Source organism: Paraburkholderia sp. GAS33 (assembly GCF_050436645.1).
Taxonomy (GTDB): domain Bacteria; phylum Pseudomonadota; class Gammaproteobacteria; order Burkholderiales; family Burkholderiaceae; genus Paraburkholderia; species Paraburkholderia phenazinium_B.
This window is the reverse complement of the sequence record NZ_JBNDMP010000012.1, coordinates 108,402-120,968: the sequence shown is the minus strand read 5'-3', so window position 1 is coordinate 120,968 and position 12,567 is coordinate 108,402. Positions and strand designations below refer to the sequence as shown.

At 59.2% G+C, this 12,567-nt stretch carries 11 protein-coding genes; 6 read left to right on the top strand and 5 right to left on the bottom strand.

Annotation, left to right across the window (positions count from 1 at the left end; all coding sequences use genetic code 11):
• Positions 1 to 92 precede the first annotated feature (92 nt).
• The 5 genes from P3T24_RS30020 to P3T24_RS30000 all read left to right on the top strand — a co-directional run bounded on the left by P3T24_RS30020 (position 93) and on the right by P3T24_RS30000 (position 6,954).
• A complete protein-coding gene (locus P3T24_RS30020; protein ID WP_429440284.1) occupies positions 93 to 836 on the top strand; it encodes an SDR family oxidoreductase in 744 nt (247 codons plus the stop codon).
• 129 nt (positions 837 to 965) lie between these two features.
• A complete protein-coding gene (locus tag P3T24_RS30015) occupies positions 966 to 1,622 on the top strand; it encodes a TetR/AcrR family transcriptional regulator (RefSeq protein WP_429440283.1) in 657 nt (218 codons plus the stop codon).
• A 248-nt stretch (positions 1,623 to 1,870) separates the two neighbouring features.
• On the top strand, positions 1,871 to 2,275 hold the full coding sequence (locus P3T24_RS30010; RefSeq protein WP_429440280.1) for a VOC family protein: 405 nt from the start codon (positions 1,871 to 1,873) through the stop codon (positions 2,273 to 2,275).
• 500 nt (positions 2,276 to 2,775) lie between these two features.
• The gene (locus P3T24_RS30005) at positions 2,776 to 3,822 is read left to right on the top strand and encodes a purine-nucleoside phosphorylase (RefSeq protein ID WP_429440278.1); all 1,047 of its coding nucleotides are present in this window, start codon (positions 2,776 to 2,778) and stop codon (positions 3,820 to 3,822) included.
• 381 nt (positions 3,823 to 4,203) lie between these two features.
• The gene (locus tag P3T24_RS30000) at positions 4,204 to 6,954 is read left to right on the top strand and encodes a TonB-dependent receptor (protein WP_074267427.1); all 2,751 of its coding nucleotides are present in this window, start codon (positions 4,204 to 4,206) and stop codon (positions 6,952 to 6,954) included.
• A gap of 102 nt (positions 6,955 to 7,056) precedes the next feature.
• On the opposite strand, the gene P3T24_RS29995 is transcribed toward P3T24_RS30000, so the two are convergent.
• From P3T24_RS29995 to P3T24_RS29975, 5 genes are all read right to left on the bottom strand, one after another.
• Positions 7,057 to 8,082 carry an SGNH/GDSL hydrolase family protein gene (locus tag P3T24_RS29995; protein ID WP_429440277.1) on the bottom strand — a complete coding sequence of 342 codons (1,026 nt, stop codon included), beginning with the start codon at positions 8,080 to 8,082 and terminating at the stop codon, positions 7,057 to 7,059.
• A 159-nt stretch (positions 8,083 to 8,241) separates the two neighbouring features.
• Positions 8,242 to 8,505 carry a transposase gene (locus P3T24_RS29990; protein ID WP_254368970.1) on the bottom strand — a complete coding sequence of 88 codons (264 nt, stop codon included), beginning with the start codon at positions 8,503 to 8,505 and terminating at the stop codon, positions 8,242 to 8,244.
• 174 nt (positions 8,506 to 8,679) lie between these two features.
• Positions 8,680 to 9,447, bottom strand: coding sequence for an SDR family NAD(P)-dependent oxidoreductase (locus tag P3T24_RS29985; protein ID WP_429440275.1), 768 nt, complete (start codon positions 9,445 to 9,447; stop codon positions 8,680 to 8,682).
• A 68-nt stretch (positions 9,448 to 9,515) separates the two neighbouring features.
• Positions 9,516 to 11,513 carry a prolyl oligopeptidase family serine peptidase gene (locus P3T24_RS29980; protein ID WP_429440273.1) on the bottom strand — a complete coding sequence of 666 codons (1,998 nt, stop codon included), beginning with the start codon at positions 11,511 to 11,513 and terminating at the stop codon, positions 9,516 to 9,518.
• A 158-nt stretch (positions 11,514 to 11,671) separates the two neighbouring features.
• The gene (locus P3T24_RS29975; protein WP_429440271.1) at positions 11,672 to 12,253 is read right to left on the bottom strand and encodes a class I SAM-dependent methyltransferase; all 582 of its coding nucleotides are present in this window, start codon (positions 12,251 to 12,253) and stop codon (positions 11,672 to 11,674) included.
• Positions 12,254 to 12,331: 78 nt separating this feature from the next.
• Between P3T24_RS29975 and P3T24_RS29970 the strand changes: the two genes are divergently transcribed.
• Positions 12,332 to 12,550, top strand: a complete 219-nt coding sequence (locus P3T24_RS29970; protein ID WP_083611615.1) for a GNAT family N-acetyltransferase — start codon at positions 12,332 to 12,334, stop codon at positions 12,548 to 12,550.
• Positions 12,551 to 12,567 lie beyond the last annotated feature (17 nt).

The window sequence follows — 12,567 nt, the reverse complement described above, 5'->3', positions numbered from 1 at the left end:
ACTCCTGCAAATGCAAAATGGACGCTCGATTGTAGCAAGTCCGGGTGTGGCGACTTATCGTGTGGGTACGGCAACCCACCAACGGAGTCACCATGAAAACCGTCCTGATCACCGGATGCTCGTCCGGATTCGGCCTCGAGACCGCTCGTTACTTTCTCGTTCGCGATTGGCAGGTCATCGCCACGATGCGCACGCCGCGCGAGGACGTGCTGCCGCGTTCTGCGAACCTGCGCGTGCTCGCGCTCGATGTCACTGATCCGGCCAGCATCCGCGCGGCTGTGGATGCGGCTGGGCCGATCGACGTACTCGTCAATAACGCGGGGATTGGCATGCTGAACGCGCTCGAAGGTACGTCGATGGAGATCGCGCGCGAGATCTTCGAAACCAACACGCTCGGCACGATAGCGATGACCCAGGCAGTGCTGCCTCAGTTTCGCGAGCGTAAGGACGGCGTCGTCGTCAATGTGACGTCGAGCGTGACCTTGAGGCCGCTCCATCTGCTCTCCGTGTACACCGCCAGCAAGGCGGCCGTGAACGCATTTACCGAATCTCTTGCGCTGGAACTCGAGCCCTTCAATGTGCGAGCGCGCCTGGTGCTGCCGGGGCGTGCCCCCGAGACCCGCTTCGCTGAAAACGGCCGTCCGCGGATGGCAGGTGGCATCCACGAGGCGTACGCCGAGATTGCACAGGGGGTCTTCGCGCGATGGGCTGACTCCTCCGTGGTCACGCATTCGCTGGATGTGGCCGAAGCGGTCTGGCGTGCGGCAAATGACCCATCGTGCCCGTTGCGCATTCCTGCCGGCGCTGACGCTGTGGCATGGGCCGCGCAGGTCTGATCGCGCTGAACCTCGAGTCCGGTCTTGACCGGAGCTTTGTAGTGATGCGATGGCGCCGCCGCGAACTGTGTTCGCGGCGGTCTGGCGAATCATCCGTTAAGCTATAAGGTCCGAGCGATTGCTCGCTTTTTGACGGATCTCGTGGTGACGACAAAAAAGCGCCATTCACTTAAGCCGCGCAAGATTCCACAGCAATCGCGCGCAGAACAAACGGTTGCTACGATTCTCGAGGCAGCAGCCCTCATCCTTGAGACCAAGGGACTCGACGGGCTGAATACCAATCTCGTCGCGCAGCGCGCGGGCGTCAGCGTCGGCACGCTCTATCAATACTTCCCAAACAAGGACGCGCTGATCGTTTCCCTTAGCAAGCGGGAAGGAGCCGTGTTCTTTGCCGATGCCAAAGATGCATTGCACGAACCCACCGGCCAGAAAGCACTAAAGCATCTGGTCGCCGTCGCGGTCCACCAGCAACTGCGCCGTCCGGCTCTTGCACGCGCGCTCGACTTCGAGGAAAACCGCCCCGCGATTGCGAAAGAACTGGCCGCGTCGAAGGCCGCCTTTCACGACGTAATGAAACAGATTCTGGGTCGCGAGGATATTCCGCTGCAGTCAAACATGGATGTCACGACCGAAGACCTGATCGCCGTCATTCGCGCCATCGTCGATGGTGCGGGGGAGCGCGGTGAATCGGATCGCCGCGACCTGGAAAGCCGTGTCGGCCGCGCTTTGTTCGGATATCTGGGGATCGTGGAGCGTCCGCCCGAAAAGTCGCGAGCCCGGAAATAGCCGGGGTTCCTTGTTGCCTTCCAAAAAGCGAGCAATTGTTCAGATCGTTGCTCCATCAAACCCCTAAACCCGTGCAGATATTGGGTCACACGCCACAGCACAGGCGCTGCCCAATGCGAGTTTAAAAATCGAGCAATTACTCGCAAAATAATCCTCGTGGAGCATCGCGTTGATCGGCGCGACTGCATGCAAGCGGAGCGCCGAGCAACCGCTCTACGACACATTTCAAAATTTCTGCGAGATCCATCATGAATCTTCATCAAGAAGCAAAGCTGAACCACCTCAGTTTCCCCACGACCAACGTGGCCGAAACGGCTGCCTTTTTCGAAAAATACCTTGGTTGCGAGATTGTCGCCGCTGGTGAGCACTGCCTGCTCAAACGGAACGGTTTCGACATTGTTCTGGAGCGCGTCACGGAGGAGGTGCCGGTTTGGCCAAAGAACTTCCACTTCGGCGTGGAGGTCGAGACCTTGAAGGACGTCCATACCCTCTATGAGGAGTTTCGTGCGGGAGGTGTTCGCATGGAAACTGAGGTCTTTAATAACACGCGTGGATCGCGATTCTTTTGCCGCTCGCCTGGTGGCGTCCTGATCGAGGTCAACACGCGTGAGGACATGCACAAGCAGGATGAATGGCAAAAGCTGTTCTCTTAAGAGGCGTGAATCGAATCCGAGCCGTGCGGTTCAAAGACAAGGACTAGTAGAGCATCCGAATATCTGCATTTGCCCGCCACGTACAGCAATCGTGAGCGGCGTCTCAAAGGGCATTGGGGCCGCACTGGCGTGGCGGCCTCACGCACCCCAAGAGGGGCGCTAGCGAATCCGCCTACATTTTGCTTGCTGCCTTGGCCGCAAGATTGGGCCTCTTGCCATGCGCGATGTGTGATGCGCGGGCTTCTTCCTTTTACGGCTTGGGTCTTACCCATTTCGCATCTGCAGTTATATATCCTCTCGTATACCGGGTATCACGCCCGTCCCTCGGACAAGCTTTGGCATGCGCCGTGCTTATAGTCCCGCCTACTGCGCCGGCGCGCTACAAAAAGTTACTGTTTGTTTATGAAACTCGCAGTAAGGCGACGTCGCCGCACGATTATTGGGCACTTAAGCACAAAGCTGGGCTGTTCGGCCGAATCATTTTTTAATCAAAGCGCCTCATGCATAAAAAGAAACTGCTTCGAAGTCTTGTTTGCGCAGGTCTCGCATTTGTTATTCAAACCGGCACCACCTTCGCCGCACAGTCGCCGTCGACCCCGCGGCACGTCAAGGTACTGATCATTTCGATGTTCGCGCCGGAAGGTAAAACATGGCTCGACCATCTGGGAAAAACACAGTCAATCGAAGTGGCCGGTTTATCGCCGGATTACCCCGCGGTTCACTGCAACCATGATGACGTATGCGTTGTCACGACGGGCATGGGACACGCGAACGCGGCTGCCACGATGGCCGCGCTGGTTTATTCGAAGAAGTTCGATCTGCGTAAGACCTACTTCCTGGTATCGGGCATTGCCGGCATCGACCCGGCGCAGGGCACGCTGGGGTCGGCAGCGTGGGCTCGCTATCTGGTGGACTTCGGTATCCAGTGGGAGCTCGATGCGCGCGAAATCCCCAGCAGCTGGAAGTCAGGCTATCTCGGCATCAACACAAAGAGCGGTAACGAAAAGCCTCCACTGGACTACCACACAGAAGTCTTTCAGTTAAACGAAGCGTTATTGCAGAAAGCTTACCTGCTCTCGCGCGACGTGAAGCTGACCGATAGCGCCGAAGCACAGGCGTATCGGGCGAAATACGCGACCGCGCCGGCCAATCAGCCGCCGACGGTCATCCAGTGCGACACGCTCGCCGGCGACACATGGTTCTCCGGCGAGGCGTTGGGGCAGCGCGCGCGTGACTGGACCAAACTGCTGACCGACGGCAAAGGCACGTACTGCACCACCCAGCAGGAAGACAACGCGACCTTCGAGGTCATCAAGCGCGCCGCTGCGGCGGGCCTCGCCGACACGAATCGTGTGGCCGTCCTGCGTGCGGGATCGGACTTCGATCGGCCGCCGCCCGGCGTATCGAACGTTGACAACCTGCTGAACTACCAGCAACAGGGCGGATTCGTTCCTGCAGTGGACAACCTTTATCTCGCCGGTTCGCCGCTGGTCAACGCCATCGTCAAGAACTGGGCGCAATGGAAAGACGGCGTCCCCGCTAACTAGTCAGCGCGCTGTCCGCACCGTGCGAGCGGTGCGCGCGGCATGCCGTGTCGCGCATCGCAAAGTGCTTCATTAGTTGTGAACGTAGCCATGCCTGGCATGGCTACGCTTTCCCCGATCGCCTGTGTTCGACCCTGGAGCCGAACGGGAAACGTATAAATTCAGTTTCTTTCAGTTTTAATGTTTTGCAAATAAATTAGTAATCCTATTTTATGTCGATGTAATTGAAAGGTCTTTGAGTCGTTGATGTTGTGTCTGCTGTCCCGCAGTACCAGGGTGGGGATTTCAAAAATTCCAGGCCACCTGAAGTCGAAAAAAATGCCCAGGCGCAACACGTTGAGTCGCGCAACGGGTTTGGCTTATTGACAAGAGTGAAGGGAAATCATGAAACAAAGAGCTTTGGTATCGGCCATGGGGAAGATCCTTTGGGCTGAAATAGCGCTGTCGGCAGCATTGGGCACAACACTCAGCACCTCGGCGCTCGCTCAGAGTCAACCGGCTGCAACGAACGACTCGACGCCCGCGGCCACTGCCGCGGCGCCGGCTGCCGGAGCCAGTTCGGCGGCTACCGCACCGTCTTCACCGGAGATGACGAAGGACAAAAACGGTGTTGCCCAGGTCAAGCGGTTCGAGGTGACGGGTTCGCTGATCCGTAGCTCCGACAAGGTTGGCTTTAACCAGGTCCAGACGGTCACCGCCAAGGAGATCCAGGACAGCGGCGCCAACAGCGTTTCCGATTTCCTGCGCAGCACTAGCGCCAATTCGGCCGATAGCTGGAGCGAAGCCGAGTCCAATAACTTTGCGGCAGGCGCCTCGGGCATGGCGTTGCGCGGGCTCAGCGAAAAATACACGCTTGTGCTGATCGACGGACAGCGGGTTGCACCGTTCGCCTTCTTTTCGAACGGCGTCGATACCTTCTTCGATTTGAACACACTGCCGCTTAACGCTATCGACCGCATCGAAATCGTGAAGACCGGTGCGGTGTCGCAATACGGTTCGGACGCGATCGCGGGCGTGGTCAACATCATCACGAAGCACGATTTCCAGGGCTTGCAGCTCGATGGCAGCTATGGCGGCTCCACTGACGGTGGCGGCGGCAACGGCACGGCGAAGTTCAGCGCGCTCGGCGGCTTCGGCAACCTCACTTCGGACGGCTACAACGTCACGGCATCCGCAAGCTTCGTCAGGGACAACGGTTCCACGCTGGCCGATCGCGATTCGACCTCGTCCATGGACTTCACGGGGCAGCCGGGCGGTATGTCGATGCTCGCGCCTTCCTACTGGACAAATCCCACCACGGGCAATGCGCAGGCGCTCAGTTCGTGTCCATACGGCAGCTCGGTCAAACCGGCCAGCACGAATTTCACCTCGGTCTTCTATGGTCAGACAACCGGAAGCGTCTGTGGCCTGTACACCGGCAACGGTTTCTCCATTGAACCGTGGAGTCAGCGTCTAAGCGCGAAGGTGGATGCGCAGTTCAAGATCAACGACACAACCACCGCCTTTGTCGATCTTTGGGAAAGCAACAACACGAGCGTGCAGGGCGGCGGGGTCTGGAACAACACTGTGGGCGGCACCAATTCGTCGCTGGTGTATAACCCATCGACGAAGACATTTTCGCTGTTCAACAACACCGTGCCGGCGAGCAACCCGTACAACCCGTTCGGGGTGGCGACGCCGCTCATCTATTCGTTCCCCAACTCCGTGGCGGAAACCACGGACGCCAACTACTGGCGGGCGGCCACGGGTGTGAAGGGTTCGCTCACACTGCCGAACGGGGATTGGGACTGGGCAACCACCTATACCCACTCGCAAAGCGATGTTTCCAACTCGTACTCGAACCAGCTGAATGTCAACGTTCTGAACAACATCTTCCAGAACGGCACCTACGACTTCGCGAATCCGTCGGCGACGCCGAACGGGCTTAACGGCCTGTACATGGACGCTAACAATATAGCCGTCTCCAAGCTCGACACGCTCGATGCGACGATCTCGACCCCGACGCTGTTTCACCTGCCGACGGGCGACGTGGGCCTTGGTCTGGGTGCTGAGTTCTTCCACCAGAGCGAGTCGCTGAGTCAAGGTGCGGCGTACGCCGAGGGTCTGGTGCTGACACCGGATGAGGAAGAGGTGCAAGGTCAGCGCAACGTTGCTGCGGTGTACTACCAGTTCGATATCCCGATCATCAAGGGGCTGACGTTTAGTCAGTCGGGCCGCTACGATCACTACAGCGATGTCGGTGGTGCATTCTCGCCTCGCTTCGCTTTGCGCTGGCAGCCGGTCAAGGAGTTGACCGCGTATGCGTCGTACGATCGCGGCTTCCGTGCACCGACGTTTGTCGAAGACAGCACCTCGCAAAACATGGCGCTCGTGATCAACCAGTCCGGTGCGGTGACTGCGCTGACGTCGGGCAATCCGGATCTGCAGCCGGAGCGCACGAAGAACTACAACATTGGCTTCGAACTGTCGCCGGCCCGCACAACCGATGTCGGTCTCGACTGGTACAAGATTCACGTCAGCAACGTGATCGGCATCGACCAGCCGTCGTCGACGGTCTATTACCCGGGCACGACCACGCCCGAATACGAGACCTTCGAATATCAGAACCTCGGCGGGCTCGATACGAGCGGTTTCGAAACCACCTTCCGTCAGTCGTTGCCGACGCCGTACGGTACGTTCACGCTGTCGGGAGACTGGGCCTATGTCGAGTCGTTCAAGTTTACGCTGGACGGTCAGACGGTGAATGCGGCAGGCAACAACCTCGCGCTCAATGAACCGTTCGGCGGCGCTTTCCCGCGCTGGAAGGGCAATACGACCTTGAACTGGGCGTATCACAAGTGGAGTACCTCGCTGACGTGGCAGTACGTGGGGCCTTATACGCAGACCTTCACGTACATCCCGACGCCGACGCCGCAAAGTACCAGTATGGGGTCCTATAGCCAGTTCAACCTGATGGTGACCTACACGGGCTTCAAGCACTGGACGTTGTACGGCGGCATCGACAATATCTTCAATCGCGTGCCGCCGTTCGACGCGGTATGGGCGGATGGTCCGCTGTGGCAACAGGGCTACGACACGTCGCTGTACACGTATGTCGGCCGCTTCGCGCAGATTGGGGCGACGTACAAATTCTGACGCTCGTGGGTCGTGAGCGGTTGTTATTACGTGGTTGAGGAAATGAGGCGAGCGCTCCTGCCTGTCGTCAAGCAACGCAGGCAGGGGCGGTCAGTCGTGTCTTCAGTGACCCAAACCGCTGGCTGCGATCTGCTGCTCAACGTACTGGGCGAAGAGCGCGTGCAAATGGGTCGTCGGATGAAGGTCGTCGGCGAACATGTAGGTCTGGTCTGCGTTGGCGCTCACGTAGGTTGCGGGCGAGCATAGCAAGGACGTGTCATCGGGCGTTTTCGAGGCGTCGCAGGCCTGTGCGGTGTTCGACACGGCGAAGCCATTGGCCTGGAAATTCGCAATGATCCCGTTCAGCCATGTGTAGGCATCAATCTGGATCACCTTGCTTTGCAGGCCGGCGGTTTGCAGCGCGCCGGTCAGGGTACTGTTGAAGAGTTCCGATTCCTGCGTCAAGTTGGCTCCGCCGTCGGACGACGCGAGGCCGTCAGGCGATAGACCGATGTTCGGCAGATTGACCACCACGACATGCGTGGCGCCATTCTGGACGATCAGTCCGATCTGTTGGGCGAGTGTGTTGGCGGCAGTCTGAACGATCGAAGCAGCGGCGGGCAGCGCTCCCGCGCGAAGCACATCGTTCGCGCCGGCCCACACGAGCACCAGCTGATTGGCGTTAAAGCTCTTGTACGTACTCAGGTAGCTCGAAACCTGCTGATTGACGGGCATTTCGATGTCACCAATCACGTCGGTGAGGAAGTTGTATTCGGTCGCGGGCGTTGCCACCGTCGCACCGCCTTCCGCATAGCCCATACCGCCGTTCGGACTCAGTGCATGTGTGAGGCCGATCGTGTACGCGGCGGTGAGCGTATTGCCGTAATACTGCGCGACGTTCTGCGTCCACACCTGGCCTGGATTGGTCGTAAAACGCCCGCCACCCACCGCGCTTGCGATCGGCGCGTACGTTCCGACGTCCGAGAGGCTGTCGCCGAACGAGACAACCTGCAGATTGACGCCGCCTGCCGGTGTGGTTGTGCTGCCGCCGCTAGTCGAACTGCCTCCGTGGCCGCCGCCGCATGCTGCAAGCAATACGGCCGCGACGGAAAAAATTGCAGTCCGTACCTTGTTATTTACAGCTCGCATAAATTACTCCTCCCGGGCCGGCCCGTTGCTGCAGGCCGGTGGCGGCCTAAGCTCGCGGGTCGCCGTCGCAATGGTGCTCAATAGTGCTTACGGAGTAGCAAAAAATGTGCACTATCGCGGCCGAGCGGCCGACATACCACGGAGGAGGAGAGCTTTCATTCAGACTTGCTCGATCTGCAGTTCATCGAGTATCTGAGTCATGAGGCCGGCGCGTCGCCATTGCAGCCATTTGATGTAGCACGTCTGCGATGGCGGAAAGTTGGCCGGTAGCCGGTGCCACTTCTCGTCGCGGGTGATGACCCAGAGAATGGCATTCAACACATCTCGCGGATCCCGGGCGGGGCGGCCAAACCGCTGCTTCGAATCGCGGGACAGGAGATGGCTGACGCGCAACCAAGCCTCATCGGAAAGAGGAATATCCATCACGGTGACCCCAATTAACTATCCAGTACATTCCCAATATACGTTTTAGTGGACGGGCTCTAAAGCGTGATCTAGCGAAGATTTCACACCTTATCCCACAGATTGGATCATTCGGGGCGGTGTATTGACGGCGGGAATGTTCCTACGTAAACGAATATGGCTCGCGCGACGCGCTTACGTCAGATTTAATCCGCCATCCGAGAGCAGAATTTCGCCGGTCAGATAGTCCGAGGCGACCAGCAAGGCGACAGCCTGCGCAATGTCCTCGGGACTGGCTGCCCGGCGCATGGGTGCGCGCTCTTGCCAAAGTTGCTGCGCCTGGGTCCAGTTGGCGGTAAGCGGAGTATCGACGAGTCCAGGTGCGACCGCATTCACGCGGATATCCGGCGCAAGCGAAACAGCGAGCAGGCGTGTGACGTGATTTAACGCGGCCTTGGTTGCTGCGTAAGGAATGGAGGCTCCCTTGGGCCGGACGCCGGCGTGCGAACTGACGTTCACGACGCAACCAGGCCGTCCTCGCGCGGTCGCATCGCGCAGCGCAGATTCTGCTTCGGACACCAGACGAAATGGAGCAACGACATTGACTTCATACAGTTCGTGCCACACGTACGGTGTGGCCGCCTGGAGATCGGCGTGTGGGATCACGCGACTTATCCCGGCGTTGTTGACCAGAACGTCGAGGCGGCCCCACACGCCAACTGTTTCGCGGATAAGCCTCACCCTGTCCGCATCGTCGGCCAGGTCGGCCTGGATATAAACTGCTGAGCCTAGTTCGCGGGCCAACGCATGACCCGCGTCAGCCGAAGTGCGCGAATGCAAAACGATCGAGTATCCCTCCCTCGATAGCCTTCGGGCGATGGCCGCGCCGATACCGGAAGTCGAGCCGGTGACAAGGGCGACAGGGGCGGGCGTCTTTGTCGATGCACTGATATCAAGGGTCATGGTTTTCCGCTCTTCGGCGGAGATGGCGATTTTAGTTTAGGGCCTACGCGTCTCGGCTAGCCGGCGCATCAGATGTTGTCGATCGCCACCGGTTCGATCTTGTCGGCGGGTTCGAAGCCGAAGACCTTGCCATAAAAATACAACTCGGCTTCGAGCGAATGCGTGATGTTCTCGGCCCGCTTGAAACCATGGCCTTCCCCTTGATACAGCACGTGAGCAACCGGCAGGCCCTTCGCGCGCACCGCCTGATAGATCGATTCGGCCTGATTCGGTGGCACGACTTTGTCGTCTGCGCCCTGGAAAAGGATCATCGCGCTCGACATGCGATCCACGAAATGGATCGGCGAACGTGCCTGGTAAAGAGCGCGCTCCTCGGGGTAAGGACCGACCAGCCGGATCATGTAGCGCGATTCGAACTTGTGGGTGTCTTGCATCAAGGCTTCGAGATCTGCCACACCGTAATAGCTTGTACCCGCTTTGAAAAAATCATGGAAGGCCAACGCGCACAACACCAGATAGCCGCCGGCGCTGCCCCCGCGAACGGCGAGTGCGTTCTCGTTCACGCGCTTCTGGCCTATCAGGTAACGCGCTGCATTGATCGCGTCGTTGATATCGACGATTCCCCATTGGCCATTGAGGCGTTGCCGGTATGCGCGGCCATGGCCGCTGCTGCCGCCATAGTTGACGTCGACCACGCCAAAGCCGCGACTGGTCCAGTACTGGATTTGCCACTTGAATCCGGAATGCGTCGCGGAGGTCGGGCCGCCGTGAGCGATCACGATCAATGGGGGCAGCGTGCCGTCGGGCCCGTTGAAGTCGGGGTTGGTCGGTGCGTAAAAGAAAGCGTGTGCGTGGAGGCCGCCTTCAGTCGGGAAACGGATCGGCTCGGCAATCGATACATAGTGGGCGTCGACTTCTGCACGATCGGACTTGCGCACGATGCGGCTAACCCGAGTCCCGAGATCGAGCTCGACGATCGCTTCGCCTGCGGTCGGCGAACTGCCGACGAAGGCCACCCGTTGAGCGTCGACCTGCAGGTCGCGCATTGTGCTGTATGGCGTGGGGATTTCGTCGAATGCACCCGTTGACGGATCGTACACGGCCAGATGCGTAATGCCATTCTGTTCGTAAAGACAGGCAATCCGGCCGTCATCCGTGAAGCCGTAGGTGGTCATACCGAACACCCACTGCGGCTTGCCGAATTCGGCATCCATGGGGCGAAGGGCTTCGAGTGTGTCGTCTGAGGCGTTCACGTCGGGTACAACGGATGAAGCACCTCGCACCCGATAGAGGTTCCACCATCCGCTACGATCCGATACAACGTGCAGATCGCCAGCCGGCGACCAGGCGGGCTGAAACAGCGATTCGCTGTTGCTCCCCGCCGCACGGCGCGGCGTACCCAACGCGCCATCGGCTGCAATCTCAGCCACCCAAAGTTCGGTGCCATCCCACGGCATGTTCGGGTGGTCCCAGCTCAACCATGCAAGCCGCGTTCCGTCGGGGCTGATGCAGGGCGAAGAAAAGAAATCGTGACCGTCCGCGATCACTGCGGCTTTTCCGGTTGCCAGATCGATGCTGACCAACGTGTTGACCGGTTCATGGCCGCCCTGGCGATGATCTTCGCAAACTCCGATCAGACGCCCGCGAGCCGGATCTGCGATCAGGTCCGCATAGCGGAGGCCCTCGGTTTGCGTCACGGCTTTCGGCTGGCCGGAGGCATCGAGCGTGTAGACCTGTTGATCCTTGAAGTTGCTGAAGAAGACGCCGGCAGCAGTCACGGCAAATGAACCGCCGCCGTATTCGTGCGCGCGCGTTGCGGCGTCAAACGGCGCTGCTGTCAGGTCCTCCACTTCGCCATCGGCGCGAAGCCGGACCAGCGCATTCCTGCCCTTTTCCTGCGGACGTCCCTCGGTCCAGTAAATGCCATCGGCACCGATGCGCGGCTGTCCGAGCCGGATCGATTCGCCGACGACCAGCGCGGCGGTAATCGGCGACTTCCAACTGCCGAATGCAGCGTAAATGGGGGATGCTGCTTTCGGCGAGGAGGACGATTCGGTGGAGTTCATGGGGGCGCGAAAGGTAGGAGTAAGGGCGTGAGCGTTTGGCTAACCGTTGATCGTTTGTTGCGTGCAATCTTTGTCCGGGTGTGAGGCCGGATTGGTTGCGTCAGACATACGTTGCGCTTGCAGTCGCACAGACGTTCGCTAGCGTATCACGGGGAAGATCATGTGTTCGTTGACCATGTTTCCTCAGTGGCTTTGGCTTTGTGCGCGGGCCAGAAATACAGGGCGGCCGCGCCGCGCAGGCCAGGGCCCTGGCGGACCGCCGCGACTTCCCGATCGCGAAACCAGAATGTGAGCGATACCACGGGCGTGCCAGGCTTGAGCATGCGATCGAGATGCGCGGCCAGCTTAGGCATCGGCTTGATCATCAGATAGCACGTTACCGCATGCGCATCGCGCAGATCGCAAGCGTAGAAATTGCGTCGCTGCAAAAATACATTAGGCATCCTGCGGGTTCGAAAGCGGGCTACCCAGTACGGTAGCGGTGAAGCCTCGATACCGTGGATTTGCGCATCGGGAAACGCCCGCGCTAGCGCCATGACGAGCGAGCCCCACCCACTACCCAGCTCGTACACGATGGCCTGGTTCGGCAAACTTGCCTGCTTCAGTAGTGCCACGACATCCGCCGCTTCAGGTGAGCTTGACGACATTGGCGGCACGCCGGTAATGGCCTGAAACACGATCAACGATAAGCAAAGCGAGAAAACGACCAGCAGCAAGACGAGGGAGGGGAGATCGAACATGAACGATTTGCCTTCTGTTTTCGCCTGTCATGTCGCAAGCCAGTTCATGCGACGTCCAAGGGTTGAACATGCGATTATCTGCGACAATCGCCGCGATACCGCAAACGTGGTCACGCAACGGCACTGATACTAGCCGCTGAGGCGGAAGCGAAGCGCCGAGGTTGCAAGAAAGTGATCGTCGATACCTTCAGCTTTCAGGCACCGGACTTTTACCGGAAGCTGGGTTATTCCGAATGGGGACGCCTGACCGAAATGGCTGGCGTGCATGAGCGCTATTTTTTCCGCAAGGCGCTCTGAGCGCCACTGATCTGCGA